This window comes from Pseudomonas sp. MF08875, assembly GCF_059862525.1.
This window is the reverse complement of record NZ_JCBCUW010000009.1, coordinates 130,907-152,777: the sequence shown is the minus strand read 5'-3', so window position 1 is coordinate 152,777 and position 21,871 is coordinate 130,907. Positions and strand designations below refer to the sequence as shown.

Below are 21,871 nucleotides of genomic sequence, written 5' to 3'. Positions count from 1 at the left end.
CAAGCCCCCTTGAGACGTCCCATGCGAATCGGCGAATTGGCCCAGGCCTGCGCGGTCAGCCGCGACACCTTGCGCTTCTACGAACAACGCGGCCTGATCGCCGCCCAGCGCAGCGCCAACGGTTACCGCCACTACCCGGCGCAAATGGTGCAACTGGTGCTCTACATCAAGACCGCCCAGCGTCTAGGCTTTAGCCTCGGCGAGATCGGCGCCAGCGTGGCCGGGTTGTGGCAGGCCAGCGATCCCGACAGCGCCGTCACACAACTGCTGCAAGACAAGCTCACCCTGATCGAAACCCGCATGGCCGAGCTCGGCGCGCTGCGTGAAGAGTTGCAGCAACGGCTCAGCCAAAGCTGTCCACTTAAACCCTGATTTAAGGAAGCCACTTATGAACACTGCAAAAACCGCCCTTATCATCGGCGCCTCGCGTGGCCTGGGCCTGGGCCTGGTCAAGCAACTGCTGGGCGACGGCTGGCAGGTCACCGCCACCGTGCGCGACCCGCAAAAAGCCCAGGCGCTGCAAGCCTTGGGCAATGTGCGCATCGAAACCCTGGACATGGACGACCAACACGCCGTCATCGCCCTCAGCCAACGCCTCAAGGAGCAGACCTTCGACCTGCTGTTCGTCAACGCGGGCGTCAAGGGCCCGGACGACCAGCGCCCGGGCCAGGCGAGCCTGGCGCAAGTCGGCCAGTTGTTCTTCACCAACGCGGTGGCGCCGATCAACCTGGCGCAGCGCTTCGTCGGGCAGATCCGCGAAGGCAGCGGCGTGCTGGCGTTCATGAGTTCGGTGCTGGGCAGCGTGACCATTGCCGACGCGCCGGAGATGGCGCTGTACAAGGCCAGCAAAGCGGCGCTGAACTCGATGACCAACAGTTTCGTCGCGCAACTGGACGGGCAGGCGCTGACGGTGCTGTCGATGCACCCTGGCTGGGTGAAAACCGACATGGGCGGCGAAGACGCGCACATCGACGTCGAGACCAGCACCCGCGGCCTCGTCCAGCAGGTCAACGCCTATGCGGGCAAGGGCGGGCATCACTTCATCGACTACCGTGGCGAGACAATTGCCTGGTAACACCCGCCCCAAACCGCCGTTGCCCCCGGCCCGCCGCCGGGGGTAGACTGCGCCCTTCGCCCCCCAAGGCGACCCTGGATCAGCAGACAGGGCATCACTGAGCTGGCAACCCTGAACCCCACTTTCAGAGGAGCCGGCCACCATGCCTGCCATCCGTACCTGGTTAAAAAACCCCCTCGCGATCTACACCGCCAACGCCCTCGATGCCAGCGGCGGCCTCGTCCTGCAGGACGGCGTCATTGTCGAAGTCCTCGGCGCCGGGCAGCAGCCATCGGCACCTTGCGCGCAAGTGTTCGACGCCCGCGAGCATGTGATCCTGCCGGGGCTGATTAACACCCATCACCACTTCTACCAAACCCTCACCCGCGCCTGGGCGCCCGTGGTCAACCAACCGCTGTTCCCCTGGCTCAAGACCCTCTACCCGGTGTGGGCGCGCCTGACCCCGGAAAAACTCGCCCTGGCCAGCAAAGTGGCCCTGGCCGAACTGCTGCTCTCAGGCTGCACCACCGCCGCCGACCACCATTACCTGTTCCCCGAAGGCCTGGAAAACGCCATCGATGTGCAGGTGCAAAGCGTGCGCGAACTGGGCATGCGCGCCATGCTCACCCGCGGTTCGATGAGCCTGGGCGAAGCCGATGGTGGCCTGCCGCCACAGCAGACCGTGCAACAGGGCGAAGTGATCCTGGCCGACAGCCAGCGCCTGATCGCCCAGTACCACGAACGCGGCGCCGGGGCGCAGATCCAGATCGCCCTGGCACCCTGCTCGCCGTTTTCGGTGACACCGCAAATCATGGCCGCCAGCGCCGAACTGGCCAACAGCTTGGACGTGCGCCTGCACACCCACCTGGCCGAAACCCTTGATGAAGAGGACTTCTGCCTGCAACGCTTCGGCCTGCGCACCGTCGACTACCTGGACAGCGTCGGCTGGCTCGGCCCGCGCACCTGGCTGGCCCACGGCATTCACTTCAACCCCGATGAAATCGCGCGCCTGGGCGCGGCGGGCACTGGCGTCTGCCATTGCCCCAGCTCCAACATGCGCCTGGCCTCGGGGATCTGCCCGACCCTGGAACTGCAAGCCGCCGGCGCACCCATCGGCCTGGGCGTGGACGGCTCGGCGTCCAACGATGCTTCCAACATGATCCTGGAAACCCGCCAGGCCCTGTACCTGCAACGCCTGCGCTACGGCGCCGAGAAAATCACCCCCGAGTTGGTACTCGGCTGGGCCACCCGTGGCTCGGCGAAACTGCTGGGGCGCAGCGACATCGGTGAATTGGCGGTGGGCAAACAGGCAGACCTGGCGCTGTTCAAACTCGACGAACTGCGCTTCTCCGGCAGCCACGACCCGATCTCGGCACTGCTGCTGTGCGGCGCCGACCGTGCCGACCGGGTGATGGTCGCCGGCCAGTGGCGAGTGATCGACGGCCAGATCGAAGGCCTGGACCTCAAGGGCCTGATCGCCGACCACAGCCAGGCAGCGCGGCGGTTGATTGCGGGCTGACTCCGTAGTGGGGTGAAAAAACAACTGTGGAAACGGGCCCGCCCGCGATGAGGCGGATCCAGGCGATACATTTCTTGCAACTGATAGACCGCCATAGCGGGTAAGCCCGCACCCACACAGCCAACTCCCGCTAAACCCCCAACAACGACAACATGATGAAGGTGGCAAACAGCACGAAGTGGGTCATCCCTTCGATGGCGTTGGTTTCGCCGTCGTTGAGGTTGATCGCGCTGACGACCAGAGTGATGAGCACCATCACCGTTTGCACCGGGGTCATGGCCATTTGAAACGGCTGGCCGGTGTACAGGGCCATGGCCTCCATCACCGGCACCGTGAGGATCACCGTCGACAGCGACGCCCCCAACGCGATGTTGACCACTGACTGCATGCGGTTGGCCAGGGCCGCGCGCAGTGCGGTGAGGATTTCCGGCGCGGCGCTGATGGCTGCCACCAGGATCGCCGTCATCACCGGCGGCGCGCCGCTGCCTTCCAGGCCCAGGTCGAGGGTCTGGGACATCACCTCGGCCAACGCGCCAATCGACACCACCCCCGCCACCAGAATCGCCACGCTCGTGCCCAGGGCTATGGCCGGCGCCTCTTCGGCCTGGGCCTTGGGCCGGCGTTTCTCTGGGTAGCTGTAGCTGAAAAAGTAGCTGTGGGGCCCCACCTGCATACGCAGGAACAACGTATAAAGCACCACCATCGCGCCGATGGTGAAAGCCGAATAGAGCTTCCAGTCCGCCTTGGGAATGAACTCCGGCACCACCATCGACACCCCCATCGCCGTGAGGATCATCACGCTGTAAGTGCGTGCCGAGTCGTCGTTATACGACTGCTCGCCGTGCTTGATACCGCCCATCAACGCGGCGAGGCCGAGGATGCCGTTGATGTCGAGCATCACCGCCGAATAGATGGTGTCGCGCACCAGGGTGGGCGAGGCCTCGTTGCTCATCATGATCGCCAGGATCACCACCTCCACCAGCACCGCCGACAGGGTCAGGATCATGGTGCCGTAGGGGTCGCCGACCTTCTCCGCCAGCAACTCGGCATGGTGGGCCACGCGCATCGAGGCGCAGACGATAAAACCGATCAGCACCAGGCCACCGACCAGCGCCACCCTCTGCCCGCTGTGCAGCAGCCAGTGTTCCAACGCATAGGCGACGGCGGCGGCAAGCAGCGCCAACAGCAGAAAACTTTCTTGCTTGAGCAATGTGAGCATGGCGGGCCTTTTTGGCGGGGCGCGGGAGCCCATGTGACTGCGGCACGCCGCTAACGTTTCGTTACACCTTAGCGCACCAGCAACCGCCGGCCCTCTTGTGCTTTGCCCTTTTCTGGCTTGCCGGCGTAGGAACAGGCTGCACCTTGCCCCAGGCAAAAAACTTCCCTTCTGCAAAGAAGGAAACGGCGCGATTCACCACTCAGTCAGGTTTTGCCGAAAAATCCGACTCGCCCTGTAGAATGCCGCCATTGCACCTGATGAGAACCACACAATGTACGACTGGCTCAACGCCCTGCCCAAGGCCGAACTGCACCTGCACCTGGAGGGTTCGCTGGAGCCCGAGCTGCTGTTCGCCCTGGCCGAACGCAACAAGATCGCCTTGCCGTGGAACGACGTCGATACCTTGCGCAAGGCCTACGCCTTCAACAACCTGCAAGAGTTTCTCGACCTCTACTACCAGGGCGCGGACGTGCTGCGCACCTCCCAGGATTTCTACGACCTGACCTGGGCCTACCTGCTGCGCTGCAAGGCGCAGAACGTGGTGCACACCGAACCGTTCTTCGACCCACAGACCCACACCGACCGCGGTATCCCTTTTGAAGTGGTGCTCAACGGCATCGCCAGCGCCCTCAAAGATGGCGAGCAACAATTGGGCATCACCAGTGGCTTGATCCTCAGCTTCCTGCGCCACCTGAGCGAGGCCGAAGCCGAAAAAACCCTCGACCAGGCGCTGCCGTTTCGCGAAGCCTTTGTCGCTGTGGGGTTGGACAGTTCAGAGATGGGCCACCCGCCCAGCAAGTTCCAACGGGTGTTCGACCGCGCCCGCGGCGAAGGCTTCCTGACCGTCGCCCACGCTGGCGAAGAAGGCCCGCCGGAGTACATCTGGCAAGCCATCGACCTGCTGAAAATCCAGCGTATCGACCATGGCGTGCGGGCCATCGAAGACGAGCGGCTGATGCAGCGCATCATCGACGAACAGATCCCGCTGACCGTGTGCCCTTTGTCCAACACCAAACTGTGCGTGTTCGACCACATGTCTCAGCACAACATCCTGGACATGCTCGAACGCGGGGTGAAGGTGACGGTGAACTCCGATGACCCGGCCTACTTCGGCGGCTACGTCACCGAGAACTTCCACGCCCTGCACACCCACCTGGGCATGACCCAGGACCAGGCCCGACGCCTGGCGCAAAACAGCCTCGATGCACGGCTGGTCAAACCCTGACACGCAGCCCTGACTTACACAGGTTCAAACACCACTGTAGGAGCGCTGCGCACTCCAGCGCGGGCAAGCCCGCTTGCTACAACGAGGCCTCGCTGAGTTCTTCGAGGGTCTTGCCACGGGTTTCCATGCCGAACCGCCAGACCACCAGCGCCGCGATCACGAAACACGCGGCACCCAGGGCAAACACCCCGCCCTGGCCGGTGATGGGGAATACCAGCCCCGTCACCAAGGGCCCAAGCAACGAACCGACGCGGCCAATGGCCGAGGCGAACCCGGAACCCGTGGCCCGCGCCGAGGTGGGGTACAACTCCGGTGTATAGGTGTAGAGCACCGCCCACATGCCGAACAGGAAAAACTGCATCAACAACCCCGAGCCGACCAACAGGCTGATATTGCCGCCAAATACCGCGCTCTGCCCGTAGACAAACGCCATCACCCCGCCACCGAGCAGGGCGACGACGCACACCGGTTTGCGCCCCCAGCGCTCCACCAGCCACGCGGCCATCAAGAAGCCCGGAATTCCGCCCAGGGAAATCACCACGGTGTAATACACCGACTGCGTGACCGCGAACCCCGACTGCTGCAGCAACGCGCTCAGCCAGGAAGTCAGGCCATAGAAGCCCAGCAGGGCGAAGAACCACACGCTCCAGATCATCATCGTGCGTTGCCGGTAAAGCGGCGACCAGAGCTCGGCGAACGCGGAAAAGAACGTCACCGGGCGCAGCGGCTGACGTGGCAGGCGTACCGGCTGTGGCAATTGCTGGCAGTTGAGCGAGGCGCGTACCCGTTCCTCGATGCCGCACAGAACCCTGTCGGCTTCCTCGTGATGTCCGGCCTGCTCCAGCCAGCGCGGCGACTCGGGGATAAAAAAGCGAATCGCCAGGACGAACACCGCTGGCACCGCCAGCACCAGAAAAATGTCGCGCCAGCCAATCACCGGCAACAGGAAGTACGACAGCACCCCCGCCGCGACGAAACCGATAGGCCAGAAGCCGTCCATCAAGGCGATGTAGCGCCCGCGCCGCTGGGCCGGGATCAACTCCGAGAGCATCGACTGGGCAATCGGGAACTCCATGCCCATGCCAATCCCCAGGAGGATGCGAAACAGCGTCAGGGTCTCCACCGTTTGCGCGGTGGAGCACAGGTAACTGGCCACGCCCCACAACACGATGCTCCACTGGAACACCGGCTTGCGCCCGAAACGGTCGGCCAACATGCCCGACAGCGAAGCGCCCAGGACCATGCCGAAAAAGCTCGCACTGACCAGCAACCCCGCTTGCGCGGTGCTCAGGCCGAACTCGGCTTTGATCGAGCCGAGCAGGAACGTCATCATCGCCAGGTCCATGGAGTCGAAAAAGAACGCCAGGGCGATGATGATGAAAATCAGCCGGTGGTAGCCACTGATGGGCAACCGCTCCAGGCGTTCAGCGGCGCTGTATCCGTCAATTCCCATGCACCCGTCTCCCATACCGAAAATGGTCGGGCCGAGTGTGCGTGATCGTTGGGTGCGGCAACGGCTGGATGCGACTTGCCTACACTCATGAGCGACGCATGAAAAACCAAGTTACACAGAGATCATCGCGGGTGAATCAGGTGGCCATTTCCAGGCTCTGCGCCCGGGCGAGCCGGTTGATTTCCCGCTCCCCCAAGGGTGACAGCTGTAAAGCCCGTGACTCGTTCGGCACCGTCACCCAACCCGACTGGATGAACAGTTGCAGCAACCCGGCGCCCAGCGCCCCACCCAGGTGCGGGCGGCGCTCGCTCCAGTCCGGGCAGGAGCAGGCAACTTGCCCTGGACGCTGGGCCAGGGCCTGGATGAAAATTCCGCGCGTCGCCAACTGGGTCGCGCCTTTGCTGGTCACGACGATACGCTGGGGCAGTTGCTCGATCCAACCGGCGTCCAGCAGGCGCTGGTACAGGTCGGCCGCCAGTTCGCCGCCCAGGTGATCCTGGCAGATGCGTGCCTTGAGCAAGGAAGAGGCCGGCCCCTGGTTTTTCGCAGCGCCAATGCTGCGTTTGAAGATCGCCGGCAAGGTGCGCGGCGCGCTGACGGCCGAGGCGCTGGCCAGGGCTTCGACAGCGACACCGATTTCGGGAGCGGCAAGGCGGAAAAAGCGCTTGCGGCCACGCTCCTCCACCCGCAGCAGGCCACCGGCGGACAACCGCGCCAAGTGGGCACTGGCCGAGGAAGGGGACAGGCCGGCCAGCAACGCCAATTCTTCGGATTGGCGGGCGGTTCCGTCCATCAAGGCCCACATCATTGCACTACGCTTGGGGTCCGCCAGTAAGGTGGCAATTTGGCTGATGCAAGGTGCGTATTCCATTTATTCACTCCCTGTTGAATCGTTCGTCTACTACGCGCAGACATATTGACCAGTAATACAGCACTGGCCAAGACGTGAAAACCGCCATAAACCGGCCGTATTCACAAACTAAGGCGATCAACTTCTTCGAAATAACCGAATAGGCTCAACTTCGAACGTTAGCTATTCAACCGAATTAAACACGGACTCTGCGGTTCGAAGTTAAAGGCGGATAAATAGGCGGGCGCCAGTATAAACGTGAAACACGGCGGTTCCCGCTCGGTGAAAACCAAGGCATGCGATAGTTACTGACAGAATTTTCTTTATTTACACGTCGCTATTCATCACTTTCAAGTAAGCCTTGCAACTGTGCGGACAACTTCTCACACCGCAGCCTGAGCATTTCACGCAGCAAGTTCACTGGCTTACTTAACTGTGCGCGATGTGCGCACAACAAATTCAGCGGTGCACGCTCGCCCTGCAACTCGGGCAGCAGGACGCGCAAACGCCCGGCCTGCACGTCCGCGGCCACATCCAGCCAGGATTTGTACGCCACCCCGGCACCGGCCACCGCCCACCGGCGCACCACGTCGGCATCATCACTGAAGCGGTCGCCGCTGACTGTCAGACTCACCTCCCGTTTGCCATCGTGAAAATGCCAATGGTCGTGAACCCTGCTACCGAGCATGAACAACAGGCAATTGTGCTGCGCTAACTGTTCCAACTGACGAAGCTCGCCATGCCGCGCCAGGTAAGCGGGCGCGGCGCACAGCACGCGGCGGTTGTCGGCGGCGATGGGCAGGGCCACCAGGCTTGAGTCTTCCGGCGCGCCATAGCGCAAAGCCACATCCACCGGTTGGCGAAACAGGTCGGCAATGCGGTCGCCCAGCAGCAGGCGCACGGTGAGTTGTGGGTGTTCACGCTGGAACTCATCGAGCCAGGGCACCAGCAGGTTGCGGCCAAAATCCGACGGGGCAGACAACTGCAACACGCCGCTGACCTGATCCTGCCCACGCGCCAACAGGCGCCGTCCCTCCTCCAGGCTGCCCAGCGCCGCCCGGGCGTACGCCAAAAAGCCTTCGCCCTCGGCGGTCAGGCGCAGGCTGCGGGTGGAGCGGGCCAGTAGCCGCGCGCCCAGTTGCTGCTCGATGCGCTTGAGGGCGGCACTGGCCACCGCCGGCGACAGGTCCATGGCCCGCGCCGCCGCCGACAGGCTGCCAAGGTCGGCTGCACGTACAAACAACTGCAAATCATCAAATCGCAACATCGGCTCGCCCGCGCATTATCAACAAAACATTGAAAGAGACTGCTGTTGTAGCGGGTTTTATCTTCAATAGAAATAGCCAATCATTCGCCCCAGCCCTGCACTCACTCCCCCTTCTCTGGAGCCACCATGAAAGCCATCGCCTATTACCACTCGTTGCCCATCACTGACCCCAACGCCCTGCAAGACATCGAACTGCCCGCCCCCGTGGCCGGCCCGCGCGACCTGTTGGTGGAGGTCAAGGCCGTTTCCGTCAACCCGGTGGACACCAAGGTGCGCCAGAACGTCCAACCCGAGGGCGGCGCCGCCAAAGTGCTGGGCTGGGACGTCGCCGGGGTGGTCAGCGCCGTGGGCAGCGAAGTGACCCTGTTCAAGGCTGGCGACCGGGTGTACTACGCCGGCTCCATCGCCCGCGCCGGCGGCAACAGTGAATTGCACGTGGTGGACGAACGCATCGTCGGCCACATGCCTAAAAGCCTGGGTTTTGCCGAAGCCGCCGCCCTGCCCCTGACCGCCATCACCGCGTGGGAGCTGTTGTTCGAGCGCCTGCAAATTGCCGAGGGGCCCGCCGACCTGGGACAAAGCCTGCTGATCGTCGGCGCCGCCGGGGGCGTGGGTTCGATCCTGACCCAATTGGCCAGCCAACTGACCGGGCTAAAAGTCATCGGCACCGCCTCCCGCGTACAAACCCGCGAGTGGGTCACGGCCCTGGGCGCCGACCTGGTGATCGACCACAGCCTGCCGCTGAGCCAAGCCCTCAAAGACGCAGGCCAGGCCCAGGTGACCCACGTCGCCAGCCTGACCCAAACCGACCAGCACCTGGACCAATTGGTCGAGGCCCTCGCGCCCCAGGGCAAACTGGCGCTGATCGACGACCCCAAGGCGCTGGACGTGACCAAGCTCAAGCGCAAAAGCCTGTCGCTGCATTGGGAGTTCATGTACACCCGCTCGCTGTTCGAGACCGCCGACATGCTCGAACAACACAAACTGCTCAACCGGGTGGCCCAACTGATCGACGCCGGCACCCTGAAAACCACGGTGGGCGAGCACTTCGGCACCATCAACGCGGGCAACCTGCGCCGCGCCCATGAGTTGCTGGAAAGCGGCACCGCCCGGGGCAAGATCGTGCTCGAAGGTTTCTAGAGCGCGAGGGTGGGAAACGTCCGCCGCTACCCTCGGAGGCGGACGACACCGTCAGTCAGAGACTTGACGTCGGTCATCTTCACGCCCGTATTCGGGTCTACACTCGAGGCCTTTGCAACGTTGTCTTTTAGTTGAGGAGGTCAGCCATGAAGATCCTGATAAAAGAACTGGCAAAAACCCGCACCCCGCAATGGCAAGTGCGCATCGACCAGCATGCGGTGACGTTTCGCAGCGAAGCCGAAGCCCGCGCCTTTGTCGCTACCCTGCAAGCGCGCCTGAGCGCCCCCCACCGCATCCCCGACCTTCAACAGCGCGCCGGCTAAGCGCAAACCGCTAGAGTGCTGCCTGGGCCAACGCCCGGGCGTTCTGCGCGCGGCGGGTCAGCAACGCGACACCAACCGCCAGCGCCCCGCACAGGCTGATGACCATGGCCATCGGCATGGCACTGCCGTCGTGCAACACACCCACCAGGTACGCCGCGCCGGCCGCCACACAAAACTGCAGGCAACCGAGCATCGCCGAAGCGCTGCCCGCCCGTGCGCCCTGCCCGGCCATGGCGCAGGCCGAGGCATTGGGAATGATGCAGCCCAGGCTGGCGATACAAATGAACAGCGGCACCAGCAACGGCCACAACGCCTGGGTATGCAGGCTGGCGATACCCATTAGGGTCAGGCCGGAGGCCAGGTACACCCACACCGCCCGCGTGAGCAAAAACGCCGGCCCGCGCTGGGACAACAGCCGCACATTGACCTGCGCCACCAGGATGAACCCCGCCGCATTGCTGCCGAACAGCCAGCCGTAATGCTCGGCGGGCACGCCGTAGAGCTTGATGAAGACGAACGGCGAACCGGCGATGTAGGCAAACATCCCGGCAATCGAGATACCGCCCGTCAGGGCGTGGCCGAGGAACACCCGGTCCGACAACAACCGCCCGTACTGGCGCAACGCCCCGGACAACGGCTGACGCGGCATGCCCGCGGGCAGGCTTTCCGGCAGGCCCACGGCCACCGCCACGGCGCACAGGGCACTGAACAGGGTCAACACGAGGAAAATCGACTGCCAGCCATGCAGGTTCACCAGCAGCCCGCCAAGCATCGGCGCGAGGATCGGCGCCAACCCCATCACCAGCATCAACTGCGAGAAGACCTTGGCCGAGGCCACGGCGTCGCATTTATCGCTGACCACCGCCCGGGCAATCACCATCCCCGCGCAACCGCCCAGGGCCTGGACGAAACGCGCGGCAATCAGCCATTCCAGGCTCGGCGCAAAGGCGCACGCCAGGGAGGCCAGAGTAAACAGGCTCACACCCACCAGCAGCGGCACCCGCCGCCCAAAGCGGTCGGCCACCGGCCCGTAGGCCAATTGGCCGATGGACAGGCCCAGAAAGTACACGGCCAACGTCAGTTGGATGTGTTTTTCGTCGGTGCCCAGCGCCAGGGCCATGGCCGGGAACGCGGGCAGATAGAAATCGATGGCCAAAGGGCCGAAAGCGCTCAGGGCGCCGAGGATCAGAATGGTGCGCAGATTCATCAGACATCCAGGTTGAGCAGAGTCGGCAGCCCGACAGTCTAGCCGCGCCTGGATGTCTTGAACATTCCGATAGGTCGCTAACTAATAAATAGCCTCAGGAAGCGAGTTTGGCCGGGTAGCCTTCGGCACTGATGAGGCTGATGACTTCATCGGCGGACAAGCGGCTCTCTACACCCACCTCCTTGGCCGCCAAATTGACATTGACGCTGGCCGCCGGGTCTTTAGCCTGGATCGCCTGGGTCACCGACTTGACGCAGTGACCGCACGACATACCTTGAACGTTGAATACTTGCATGACGCTTCTCCATTGCTTGAGGGTTGCCGGCAGTCTTGACCTTGCCACCATGGCAAGGTCAAGTTCTGCGATTCACTGCCGGGCTGGCAATCGTCGCGCCGCAGGGGCAAGCTGCCACCTGAATGACACCACGCAGGAGATTTCCCCATGGGCTGGCCCGCCGTAAGCCTACTCAGCATCCTTAGCCTGGTGGCCGCCGTCCCGGCCGCCACCGCCGCGCCACCGGACTACGGCGTGCTGATAATTTCCCGCGAGCGTCTGGAAGTGGCCACCTCGTGCGAGATCGGCATCTACCTCCAAGACCAACTCGCCGCCCGGCTCTTCCAGGAACAGAGCACCTCGTTCAACCTGCCGCCGGGCAACGTCTCCCTGCGCCTGAAACTGCTCCCTGGCCAAGCCCCGGGCTGCAATGCCGGGCTGCTCGCGCCGGGTTCGCAAGACATCCGCCTCAAGGCCGGCGACGTGGTGAAGTACCGCATCGCCATGAGCGAAAGCGGCATGTACCTCAAACCGGCAGAACTGGGTTACTGAGTTTCATCGGGGGGGGAGTGGGCTGGCCCGCGGTGGCGGTGTGTCAGGCCACACGGCTGTTGAATGGGCCGGCCTCATCGCGGGCAGGCTCGCTCCCACCTTTTTATCTGCCACTTATAGATGCCAGATCCCTCCCACATTTATTGCCCCTTGACCTTCCCCGCATGGCAAGGTTGATCCTGTAGGCCATTTCTACAGGGAGTAGCACCCATGTCCGAATCTATTACCTTCGATCTGCCGATTGCCGGCATGACCTGCGCCAGTTGCGCGGGGCGTGTCGAGCGGGCGTTGAGCAAGGTGCCCGGCGCCAGTGCCGTGAGTGTCAACCTGGCCACCGAACAAGCCCGCGTCCAAGCGCCGGGCGACAGCCTGCCGGCCCTGCTCGAAGCCGTGCAGCAGGCCGGCTACAGCGTGCCCAGCCAAAGCGTGGAACTGAACATCGGCGGCATGACCTGCGCCTCCTGCGCCGGCCGTGTCGAGCGGGCGCTGGGCAAGGTCGCGGGGGTGAGCAGCGTCAGCGTCAACCTGGCCAACGAGCGTGCCCATGTGCAATTGCTCGGCCACGTCGAGCCTGGCGTGCTGATCGACGCCGTGACCCGCGCCGGTTACACCGCCAGCCTCTGGCAGGCCGACCAACCACCCGCCAACGACCAGGAACAACGCCTGCGCCGCGAGCGCTGGGCGGTGATTATCGCCGTGCTCCTGGCGCTGCCGCTGGTGCTGCCGATGGTGGTGCAACCCTTCGGCCTGCACTGGATGCTCCCGGCGTGGGCGCAATTCGCCCTGGCCACCCCGGTGCAATTCATCCTCGGCGCGCGTTTTTACGTCGCCGCGTTCAAAGCCGTGCGCGCCGGTGCCGGCAACATGGACCTGCTGGTGGCCCTGGGCACCAGCGCCGGGTATGGCCTGAGTATTTACGAATGGGCCGTGGCCCCCGCCGGGCACATGCCGCACCTGTACTTTGAAGCCTCCGCCGTGGTGATCGCCCTGATCCTGGTGGGCAAATACCTGGAAAGCCGCGCCAAACGCCAGACCGCCAGCGCCATCCGCGCCCTCGAAGCCTTGCGCCCGGAGCGGGCGATCCAGGTGATCGACGGCCGCGAGCAGGACGTGGCCATCAGCGCCCTGCGCCTGGATGACCTGGTGCTGGTCAAGCCCGGCGAGCGCTTCCCCGTGGACGGTGAAGTGGTCGAAGGCCAAAGCCACGCCGACGAAGCCCTTATCAGCGGCGAAAGCCTGCCCGTGCCCAAGCAACCGGGCGACAAAGTCACCGGCGGCGCCATCAATGGCGAAGGCCGCTTGCTGGTGCGCACCCAGGCCCTGGGCGCCGAAACCGTGCTGGCACGGATCATTCGCCTGGTCGAAGACGCCCAGGCCGGCAAGGCACCCATCCAGAAACTGGTGGACAAAGTCAGCCAGGTGTTCGTCCCCGTGGTGCTGCTGATCGCCCTCGCCACCCTGATTGGCTGGTGGTGGTACGGCGCGCCGCTGGAAGTGGCAGTGATTAACGCCGTCGCCGTGTTGGTGATCGCCTGCCCGTGTGCCCTGGGCCTGGCCACGCCCACCGCGATCATGGCCGGTACCGGCGTGGCCGCGCACCACGGCATCCTGATTAAAGACGCCGAAGCCCTGGAGCGGGCCCACGAAGTCAGCGCCGTGGTCTTCGACAAAACCGGCACCCTGACCTCCGGCAAACCGCAGATCGCCCACCTGCAAGCCCTGGACGGTGATGAAAACACCCTGCTGCAACTGGCCGGCGCCCTGCAACGCGGCAGCGAACACCCCTTGGCCAAAGCCGTGCTCGACGCCTGTGACGAACGTCAATTGCCGGTGGCCGATGTCAGCGCCAGCCAATCCCTGACCGGGCGCGGCATCGCCGGCACCCTCGATGGCCGCCAATTGGCCCTGGGCAACCGCCGCATGCTGGTGGAAAGCGGCCTGGACCAAGGCGCGCTCAACGCCCTGGCGCAAGACTGGGAAACCGAAGGCCGCACCCTGTCCTGGTTGATCGAACAGAGCCCGCAACCCCGGGTACTGGGCCTGTTCGCCTTTGGCGACACCCTCAAGCCCGGCGCCCTGCTGGCCGTGCGCGAACTGACCGCACAAGGCATCAGCAGTCATTTGCTTACCGGTGACAACCGTGGCAGCGCCAAAGTGGTGGCCGAGGCCCTGGGCATCCGCGACGTGCACGCCGAAGTGCTGCCCGCCGACAAAGCCGCCACCGTGGCGCACCTGAAAAAAACCGGCGTCGTGGCGATGGTCGGCGACGGTATCAACGACGCCCCGGCGCTGGCGGCGGCCGATATCGGCATCGCCATGGGCGGCGGCACGGACGTGGCCATGCAAGCGGCCGGCATCACCCTGATGCGCGGCGACCCACGCCTGGTGCCCGCGGCCCTGGAAATCAGCCGCAAGACCTACGCGAAAATCCGCCAGAACCTGTTCTGGGCCTTCATCTATAACCTGGTGGGCATTCCGCTGGCCGCGTTTGGCCTGCTCAACCCGGTACTGGCCGGCGCGGCGATGGCGCTGTCGAGCGTCAGCGTGGTGAGCAACGCCCTGCTGCTCAAAACCTGGAAACCCAAAGACCTGGAGAAAGCAGAATGAACATCGGCCAAGCAGCCCGCCAAAGCGGTCTGAGCGCCAAAATGATTCGCTACTACGAGTCCATCGGCCTGCTCAAACCCGCACAGCGCAGCGACAGCGGCTATCGCCTGTACAGCAGCGACGACCTGCACTCGTTGGCGTTTATCAAGCGCTCGCGGGATCTGGGGTTTTCCCTGGAAGAAGTCGGCAAGTTGCTGACCCTGTGGCAGGACCGGCAACGGGCCAGCGCCGACGTGAAGGCGCTGGCGCGCCAGCATATTCTGGAGCTGGAGCTGAAAATCCGCGAACTGGGGCAATTGCGCGACACCTTGCAGGACCTGGTGGAGCACTGCCAGGGCGACGACCGCCCCGACTGCCCGATCCTCAAGGAACTGGCCAGCGGCCCCTGCTGCGCCTGACTGGCAGACCAAAATCACCCTGTAGAGGCGGGTCTGTGGGAGCGGGCTTGCCCGCGATAGCGGTGCATCAGGCAGCCCGCCAGCGCGGGCAAGCCCCTTGCGGCAGGCTCGCCCAACACCGCCATCAGAACTGCGGCGTGTACTTGACGCTGAACATCAGGTTGCGCGGGTCGCCGAAGTTGTTGTTGCCGTCCAGTTGGCTGTACCCGGAGATGATGTAGCGCTTGTCGAACAGGTTGTTGGCGTTGACCGCCAGGCCGATTTGCGGGGTGGCCTGGTAGGCCAGGCGCGCATTCCACACCGTGTAGCCGGGGATTTTGTAGGTGCGCTCATCGCCCAGGGTGTGGCTCTGGCTGGTAAAGCCCAGGCCCGCACTGACGCGGCTCAAGTCACCCGGCAACTGGTAGTCGCTCCACACCCGCAGCATATGCTTGGGAGTCCAGGGGCTGAATACCTGGCCTTTCTTGTCGGGATCTTCGAGGAACTTGGTGGTATTGAAGGTATAACCGGCAAACAGTTGCAGGCCGCTGAACACTTCGCCGCTGATTTCCGCTTCCACACCCTGGCTGCGCACTTTCCCGGACGCCGCCGAGCAATACCAACCGTCGCATTCACGCCCGCCGGCCATGTCGGTCACGGCGCGGTTCTTGTGGTCGTAGCGGAACACCGCCAGCGAGGTGTTGACCCGCCCGTCCAGCAACTCGCCCTTGAGGCCCAACTCATAGTTGCTGCCGATGATCGGCTTGAGCACCGCGCCATCGGTGGAGCGCACGCTCTGCGGCTCGAACACGTCGTTGTAGCTGGCGTACACCGCCCACTCGCGGCTCAGGTCATAAACCAGGCCCAGGTACGGCGTGACTTCGCCGGTTTCGGTCATGGCGCTGGCCTGCGCCGCACTGCCGGGGAAGGTGGCGCGGTACACGGTGTCTTTGTAGCTGTAGTCGTACTCGCTCACGCGGGCACCGACCACGGCGGTCAGCGGTTCGGCCAACTTGACCCGCCAACTGCCATACATGCCTTTCTGGCGGATGTCGTATTCGCTGAAGCTGCTGCGCCCGCCGTTCTTGCTCATGATCTCGTCGTAGCTGGGCTCGGGGCGGTTGTGGTCGATGTCGAAAATCGTGCCACGGTCCTCGAACTGGCGTGCCCACATGTCATCGGAGGTGAGCTTGGAGTAGTTGCCGCCCAAGGTGATTTCCTGGGCCAGGGAAAACGCCTCGAACCGGCCGTTGACGAACAGGTCCAGGCCCAACTTGGTGGAGTCGAAATCGGTGATCCAGTCGGCGTACTCCACGCCGCTGCCATCGGGCTCAAGGCCATTGCCGGCGCTCTGGATACGTTGCTGCTTGGACGAATTGGTTTCCTTCATGCCCACCGCCGCGACCTTGAGTTTCCAGTCGTCGTTGAAGCGGTGCTCCAGGTCGGCGTAGACCGTGCTCTGCTCGATATCGGCCTGGTTCCAGCGCGCGCCGGTGTAGGTCGAGCGCGGCACCTTGAGCGGCGAGCCGTTGGCGTAACGAGGCAAGCCGCGAATCATCGGCCGCGAGTCGTCGTCGGTGTAGCTCATGCCCACGCCCAGGGTGGTGTCGGGAGTAAGGTCGAAATCCAGGGCGCCATACAGCGAATGAGTTTTGCTGTGTTCGTAGTCGATGAACGATTGGCTCTGGTCTTCGTCGGCGACAAACCGCCCGCGCACCGTGCCCTCGGCGTTGAGCGGCCCGCCCGCGTCCAGCTGCAGGCCGTAGTGGTCCCAACTGCCGGCCTTGGCGGTCAGCGCCACGGTGGGCGCAGCCTGGCCGCGCTTGCGCACCAGGTTCACCGCGCCACCCGGGCTACCGGTGCCCTGGAGCAGGCCGGCGGCGCCGCGCAGGATTTCCATGCGGTCGAAGAAAATCAGGTCCTGGATACCCCAGTTGCCCAGGGCGTAGGTGTTGCGCGGGATGGCCACGCCATCGTATTGCCATAGATCGATCTGAAAACCCCGCGCCGACAGCACCATGCCTTTGCCCACGCCTTGCACACCGACTACGCCAGTGGTCTGGTTGGCCGCATCGCGCAGGTCCACCAGGCCTTGGTCGTCCATTTGTTTGCGGGTCATCACCGTGACCGACTGGGGGATCTCCTTGAGGGTCTGGGTGCCTTTGCCAATGGTCACGGCGCGGGCGGCGTAAGACTGGGTGCCCTCGCTGGTGGCGCTCAAGACCTGGGCGTTGACGGTGGTGGCCCCCAGCTCCAGGGCGCTACCGCCTTGGGCCTGGGGCTGTACGCTGAAGTTGCCGCTGTCGGTGATGCGCAACTCCAGGCCCGTGCCGGCCAAGGCCTGTTGCAGGGCCTGCACGACAGTCATGTCGCCGCGCAGGGCGGCGGCCCGTTTGTCGGCCACCAGGGCCGAGGGCAGGGAAATCACCTGGCCGCTCTGGCTGGTGATGGCGTTGAGGGTGCGCGCCAGGCTCGCGGCCGGCAGGTCGAAATGCAGCACCTGCTGCGCCACCTCAGGGGCGGCGATAGCCATCAGCGACGGGTTGGCGGCAGCCAGGGCAATAGCCACAGCGAGGGCACGGGGCCAGGGTGTGTACACGGCGTTCTCCTGAATTTAAGTGGGCGATATCAGGAGATAGGTGGGCCGAGAAATGAAAACCGGACACGAATGAGAAGAATTCACAAAAATAGTTTCAACGCCGCGGGCCGAGCAAGGTCAGCCACGGGCCGTAGTGCTCGACCGTAATCGGCAGGGTTTCGGCCAACGCGGTCAGCGCCCGGTCCGGCTCGTCGAGGGGGAACACACCCTGCACCCGCAACTGGCGGATCTGGGGGGCCACGCGAATGATGCCGCGCCGGTACGGGCGCAACGCATCGACCACAGCCAGCAGCGGCTCGTCGAGCACACTCAGGCGCCCTTGCAGCCAATCGCCGCGGTGGCTTTCGTCGCTACTCAACGCCTCGATCCGCGCGGCGTGGAGCAACGCAGCCTGGCCTTGCTGCACATCCCGCGAGGTGCCGTCCGCGAGGCTGGCGCGCACCGCGTGTTCCAGCACCACCACGCGGGTGGCCTCGGCCTCTTGGCGCACCAGGAAACGGGTGCCCAGGGCGCGGATTTCGCCTTGGGCAGTGCGCACGCGAAACGGGCGGTTGGGGTCCGGGGCCACTTGCACGATCAACTCGCCGGCGCGCAGGTACAGCAAGCGCTGGCCGGCCTCGAAACGCACATCCACGGCGCTGTTGGCGTTGAGGCTTAACTGGCTGCCATCGGCCAGGCTGAACTGGCGGCGCTCGCCGGTGCCGGTGCGTTTGTCCGCCAGTAACATCTGCCCGGGTGTGCTCTGCGCCCCCAGCCACAGGCCCCCCGCCAGCACGCCGAACCCGGCGAGGCCGCGCAGCACCTGGCGCCGCGACGTGCCCGGTTGCAGCAGCACTTCCCGCGCCTGGCCGGGGGCGCGTGGCTCCAGGCTGCGCAAGGTGTCGTAGGCGCCGCCCAGGCGCAGCTGCAAATGCTCCCAGGCCTGGGCATTGGCCGGGTCGCGGGCCAACCACGCGGCCAAACCGGCCTGCAATTGCGGGTCGGCCTGGCCGCTGCGCAGGCGCACCATCCAATCGATGGCCTGCTCGCCCGCCCGGTCCAGGGCGGCGCGGCTCACGGCGCCACCTCGGCCAGGTACACCTGGCGCAGGGCCTGCTTCATATAACGGCTGACCGTGCGCTCGGACACGCCCAAACGCCGGGCGATCGCCACGTAGCTCAAACCGTCGAGTTGGCTGTAGAGGAAGGCGCTTTTCACAATCGCGGGCAACCCCGCCAGGGCACGGTCAATGGCACTCAAGGCTTCGATCAGCAAGGCCTGTTCTTGCGGCGAGGGCGACAATTGCTCGGGCAACGCGGCGAGGCGCTCCAGGTAGGCGATTTCCAGTTGGCGGCGCCGGTGGCGGTCGAAAATCAGGCGCCGGGCGATGGTCGACAGGTACGCCCGCGGCTGCAGGATCTGCTCCGGGTCGATGCGCGAGGCCAGCACCTGGCAGAAGGTTTCCGCCGCCGTGTCCTCGGCATCGGCGTGGTTGCGCAGGTGCCGTTGCACATGCTGCAAGAGCCAGCGGTGATGGTCACTGAAGAAGAAACCGAGCTTATTGGAAGGGGCGGACACGGGCACAGATCCCACGGCATAAATATGAATAGTTCTCATTCTATAGAGATGGGCAGCGTTACAGCAATTCGCCATCAGCCTGGCGGCCGCCAATCCAATGAAAAAGGCCCCGGCAGAAACTGCCGGGGCCTTCAGTGGCCATATCCCTATGGCCTTGCGCGTGAACCACTCGGGAGCGATGACGTAATACTGGATCGCCGATCGCTCCCCTTCTCCCGGTCCAAGCGAGAAGCTTGCGTGTTACTCGGATTTCAGGCCGTCAGCCGATACCGCTTTAACGCCTTTGATTTTCTTGGTGATGGCTACTGCGATGTCCTTCTGAGCGTCGGTTACCGCCACTTCGGAAGACAGGGAAACCACGCCTTTGTTGGTTTCGACTTTGATATCGGTGCCTGGAATGCCTTTTTCGGTCAGCAGGTCAGCCTTGACCTTGGTGGTGATCCAAGTGTCGGTAGTGGTTTCTTTCGCCTTGGTCACTTCACCGGCCGCCAGGGTCATTGGTGCCTGGGAGGTTTGGGCGAAAGCCACGTTGGCCATGGTCAGGGTCAGTGCGGTAGCAGTTGCGGCAGCGATAGCGAACTTCTTCATACGAGTAACTCCTGTTTTTCTAGAAGGTCTGCGCCGTAGAGCTGTGTGGCGTCAGGGTTAACAGGGTTATTGCAGGGGCTGTGCCAACTTTTGCAAAGCAAATAATCCCTTATTAATCAACACGTTATAAAAAACACAAAAAACCACGGTCATGCAATTTGCATGACCGCGAGGTTTCTTGCGTGCAAGTTGCGGCTTCTGCCATCAGGTACTGCTGGCGCCGCAACCTTTGGGCGCGTAATCGGCTGGCACACTGGTGGCGCAGCTCCAGCCTTCGGCCTGGGTACGGCTCAGGGTGACGGTTTCGCCCAGAGCCGGCGCCGGGGCATTGGCCAGGGTACAGGTGATGGCCCCCGCCCCGGTGGCTGCGGAGCCGGAAGCGTCCAGGGTGCAGTTGGCGGTGCTGGGGCGGCCGCCAATCAGCGCCAGCGTGGGGTCGGTGCCTTGGTTTATCAGGTCTTCAAAGGCCACTTTCAGCGCCGCGACCTCGGCCAGGGCAGCGGTAACCGTGGCCCTGGCCTGGTATTTGGAATACAGCGGCAAGGCCACGGTGGTCAGAATGCCGATGATCGCGACCACGATCAGCAGTTCGAGCAGGGAGAATCCTTTCTGGCGAGGCATGGGCCAACTCCTGGTTTTGCGTAAGGTCATGTGACCGGGAAGCCCACGGTGCATAGCTTGTGCCAAGGCTACAGCCCCACCGCTACGGGGCGTTCGGCCCAGGCTGGCGTTTTGCCCCCTGGCAAATCCGCGCCCAACCTGCCCTTTTCCGTCACCGCCCTGCCATGTGCCGGGCCCATGCTGGCGGCTAGGCTTAGGCACTTCGTCAGGGCGACCCAAGGACTCAAGGATGAGCACGAAAACCTCCGTATTCACCTGGGAAGGCATCGACCGCCAGGGCCTGCGTAAAACCGGCGAACTCAGCGCCGCCGACCTGCCGCTGGTCAAGGCCCGCTTGCGCCAGCAGGGCATTACGGCGCACCGGGTGCGCAAAAAAACCGCGCCGCTGTTCGCCCCGCGCCACCGGATCAACGCCATGGACATGGCCCGCTTCACCCGCCAACTGGCCACCCTGGCCAAGGCCGGCGTGCCGCTATTGCAGGCGCTGGAGCTGATGGCCCAGGGCGGTGCCGAGGCGCAGTTGGGCCCACTGGCGCGCCAGCTCAAACAGGACATCGCCGCCGGCAGCAGCCTGGCCACGGCGCTGCGCAACCAGCCGCGGTACTTCGACACGCTCTACTGCAACCTGATCGACGCCGGGGAGCAGGCCGGCGCCCTCGATACCCTGCTCGACCGCGTCGCCACCTATCAGGAAAAAAGCGAGCGGCTCAAGGCCAGGGTGAAAAAAGCCCTGACCTATCCGCTGGCAGTGGTGGTGGTCGCGGTGATCGTCAGCGCGATTCTGCTTATCAAGGTGGTGCCGCAATTCCAGAGCCTGTTCAGCAGTTTTGGTGCGCAGCTGCCGGCATTCACCTTGCTGGTGATTGCTTTGGCCGAGTTTCTCCAGGCCTGGTGGGCAGTGTTGTTCACCGTAGCCGTGGCGGCCGCTGCCGCACTGCGCCAGGGCCTGCGGCGCTCGGCGTGGTGCCGCGATGCCCTGGACCGCTGCCTGCTGCGCCTGCCGCTGGTGGGCACTTTGCTCTATAAGTCCGCCCTGGCACGTTACGCCCGCACGCTGGCCACCACCTTCGCCGCCGGGGTGCCGCTGGTGCAGGCGCTGAACTCGGTGGCCGGGGCCATGGGCAGCCGCCGCTTCAGCGACGCCGTGCGCGAGGTGAGCGCAGCGGTGGCCAGCGGCACCCAATTGCATGTCGCCATGGGCCACTGCGGGTTATTCACGCCGATGGCGATCCAGATGACGGCCATTGGCGAAGAATCCGGCACCCTGGAGCTGATGCTGGAAAAAATCGCGACCTTCTACGAGGATGAAGTCGATCACTGGGTCGATAACCTGACCAGCCTGCTGGAACCGTTCATCATGGCGGTTCTGGGGGTGATCGTTGGCGGCCTGGTGGTTGCCATGTACCTTCCCGTTTTCCAACTCGGCACAGCGATCTGAA

21 protein-coding genes are annotated in these 21,871 nt (G+C 64.2%); 10 read left to right on the top strand and 11 right to left on the bottom strand.

Annotated elements, in window-relative coordinates:
* Window positions 1-21: 21 nt before the first annotated feature.
* The 3 genes from AC19YT_RS07715 to AC19YT_RS07705 all read left to right on the top strand — a co-directional run bounded on the left by AC19YT_RS07715 (window position 22) and on the right by AC19YT_RS07705 (window position 2,573).
* Complete coding sequence (locus tag AC19YT_RS07715; RefSeq protein WP_095109507.1) at window positions 22-372, top strand: MerR family transcriptional regulator; 351 nt, start codon at window positions 22-24, stop codon at window positions 370-372.
* A gap of 16 nt (window positions 373-388) precedes the next feature.
* Window positions 389-1,075: an SDR family oxidoreductase gene (locus AC19YT_RS07710; protein WP_095109506.1), complete on the top strand. Its 687-nt coding sequence runs from the start codon at window positions 389-391 to the stop codon at window positions 1,073-1,075.
* A 142-nt stretch (window positions 1,076-1,217) separates the two neighbouring features.
* Window positions 1,218-2,573: an 8-oxoguanine deaminase gene (locus tag AC19YT_RS07705; protein ID WP_095109505.1), complete on the top strand. Its 1,356-nt coding sequence runs from the start codon at window positions 1,218-1,220 to the stop codon at window positions 2,571-2,573.
* A 130-nt stretch (window positions 2,574-2,703) separates the two neighbouring features.
* Here the strand turns inward: AC19YT_RS07705 and AC19YT_RS07700 are convergent, their stop codons facing one another.
* Window positions 2,704-3,792 (bottom strand): calcium:cation antiporter, encoded by a 1,089-nt coding sequence (locus tag AC19YT_RS07700; protein ID WP_500610042.1) that lies wholly within the window; start codon window positions 3,790-3,792, stop codon window positions 2,704-2,706.
* A gap of 271 nt (window positions 3,793-4,063) precedes the next feature.
* On the opposite strand from AC19YT_RS07700, the gene AC19YT_RS07695 reads away from it, so the two are divergent.
* Window positions 4,064-5,017 (top strand): adenosine deaminase, encoded by a 954-nt coding sequence (locus tag AC19YT_RS07695; RefSeq protein ID WP_500610041.1) that lies wholly within the window; start codon window positions 4,064-4,066, stop codon window positions 5,015-5,017.
* 76 nt (window positions 5,018-5,093) lie between these two features.
* On the opposite strand, the gene AC19YT_RS07690 is transcribed toward AC19YT_RS07695, so the two are convergent.
* From AC19YT_RS07690 to vimR, 3 genes are all read right to left on the bottom strand, one after another.
* Window positions 5,094-6,470, bottom strand: a complete 1,377-nt coding sequence (locus AC19YT_RS07690; protein ID WP_500600345.1) for an MFS transporter — start codon at window positions 6,468-6,470, stop codon at window positions 5,094-5,096.
* 136 nt (window positions 6,471-6,606) lie between these two features.
* The gene (locus AC19YT_RS07685) at window positions 6,607-7,341 is read right to left on the bottom strand and encodes an ArsR/SmtB family transcription factor (RefSeq protein ID WP_095109501.1); all 735 of its coding nucleotides are present in this window, start codon (window positions 7,339-7,341) and stop codon (window positions 6,607-6,609) included.
* Between the two features lie 316 nt (window positions 7,342-7,657).
* Window positions 7,658-8,587, bottom strand: coding sequence for a transcription regulator VimR (vimR, locus tag AC19YT_RS07680; RefSeq protein ID WP_500610040.1), 930 nt, complete (start codon window positions 8,585-8,587; stop codon window positions 7,658-7,660).
* Window positions 8,588-8,713: 126 nt separating this feature from the next.
* Between vimR and AC19YT_RS07675 the strand changes: the two genes are divergently transcribed.
* Window positions 8,714-9,727 (top strand): zinc-binding alcohol dehydrogenase family protein, encoded by a 1,014-nt coding sequence (locus tag AC19YT_RS07675; RefSeq protein WP_095109499.1) that lies wholly within the window; start codon window positions 8,714-8,716, stop codon window positions 9,725-9,727.
* A 146-nt stretch (window positions 9,728-9,873) separates the two neighbouring features.
* Entirely contained in the window at window positions 9,874-10,050 is a 177-nt protein-coding gene (locus tag AC19YT_RS07670) for a hypothetical protein (RefSeq protein WP_176465112.1), read from the top strand.
* A 10-nt stretch (window positions 10,051-10,060) separates the two neighbouring features.
* Here AC19YT_RS07670 and AC19YT_RS07665 read toward each other — a convergent pair whose 3' ends face one another.
* Both AC19YT_RS07665 and AC19YT_RS07660 read right to left on the bottom strand, forming a co-directional pair.
* Window positions 10,061-11,257 (bottom strand): multidrug effflux MFS transporter, encoded by a 1,197-nt coding sequence (locus tag AC19YT_RS07665; RefSeq protein ID WP_500610039.1) that lies wholly within the window; start codon window positions 11,255-11,257, stop codon window positions 10,061-10,063.
* 94 nt (window positions 11,258-11,351) lie between these two features.
* Window positions 11,352-11,552, bottom strand: a complete 201-nt coding sequence (locus AC19YT_RS07660; RefSeq protein WP_095109497.1) for a heavy-metal-associated domain-containing protein — start codon at window positions 11,550-11,552, stop codon at window positions 11,352-11,354.
* Window positions 11,553-11,699: 147 nt separating this feature from the next.
* Here AC19YT_RS07660 and AC19YT_RS07655 point away from each other — a divergent pair, with 147 nt between their 5' ends.
* The 3 genes from AC19YT_RS07655 to cueR all read left to right on the top strand — a co-directional run bounded on the left by AC19YT_RS07655 (window position 11,700) and on the right by cueR (window position 15,088).
* On the top strand, window positions 11,700-12,083 hold the full coding sequence (locus AC19YT_RS07655; protein ID WP_095109496.1) for a hypothetical protein: 384 nt from the start codon (window positions 11,700-11,702) through the stop codon (window positions 12,081-12,083).
* Window positions 12,084-12,293: 210 nt separating this feature from the next.
* Window positions 12,294-14,690, top strand: a complete 2,397-nt coding sequence (locus AC19YT_RS07650) for a heavy metal translocating P-type ATPase (protein ID WP_095109495.1) — start codon at window positions 12,294-12,296, stop codon at window positions 14,688-14,690.
* On the top strand, window positions 14,687-15,088 hold the full coding sequence (gene cueR / locus AC19YT_RS07645) for a Cu(I)-responsive transcriptional regulator (RefSeq protein WP_095109494.1): 402 nt from the start codon (window positions 14,687-14,689) through the stop codon (window positions 15,086-15,088). The genes AC19YT_RS07650 and cueR overlap by 4 nt, the downstream gene beginning before the upstream one ends.
* Window positions 15,089-15,212: 124 nt before the next feature.
* Here the strand turns inward: cueR and AC19YT_RS07640 are convergent, their stop codons facing one another.
* From AC19YT_RS07640 to AC19YT_RS07620, 5 genes are all read right to left on the bottom strand, one after another.
* Entirely contained in the window at window positions 15,213-17,666 is a 2,454-nt protein-coding gene (locus AC19YT_RS07640) for a TonB-dependent siderophore receptor (RefSeq protein WP_500610038.1), read from the bottom strand.
* A gap of 94 nt (window positions 17,667-17,760) precedes the next feature.
* Window positions 17,761-18,723, bottom strand: a complete 963-nt coding sequence (locus AC19YT_RS07635) for a FecR domain-containing protein (protein WP_500597757.1) — start codon at window positions 18,721-18,723, stop codon at window positions 17,761-17,763.
* The gene (locus AC19YT_RS07630; protein ID WP_371856235.1) at window positions 18,720-19,223 is read right to left on the bottom strand and encodes a sigma-70 family RNA polymerase sigma factor; all 504 of its coding nucleotides are present in this window, start codon (window positions 19,221-19,223) and stop codon (window positions 18,720-18,722) included. The genes AC19YT_RS07635 and AC19YT_RS07630 overlap by 4 nt, the downstream gene beginning before the upstream one ends.
* A 240-nt stretch (window positions 19,224-19,463) precedes the next feature.
* A complete protein-coding gene (locus AC19YT_RS07625; protein ID WP_095109490.1) occupies window positions 19,464-19,811 on the bottom strand; it encodes a BON domain-containing protein in 348 nt (115 codons plus the stop codon).
* Window positions 19,812-20,015: 204 nt separating this feature from the next.
* Window positions 20,016-20,432 carry a pilin gene (locus AC19YT_RS07620; protein WP_500597754.1) on the bottom strand — a complete coding sequence of 139 codons (417 nt, stop codon included), beginning with the start codon at window positions 20,430-20,432 and terminating at the stop codon, window positions 20,016-20,018.
* Between the two features lie 229 nt (window positions 20,433-20,661).
* On the opposite strand from AC19YT_RS07620, the gene AC19YT_RS07615 reads away from it, so the two are divergent.
* Entirely contained in the window at window positions 20,662-21,870 is a 1,209-nt protein-coding gene (locus AC19YT_RS07615) for a type II secretion system F family protein (protein WP_500610037.1), read from the top strand.
* Window position 21,871: the final 1 nt, after the last annotated feature.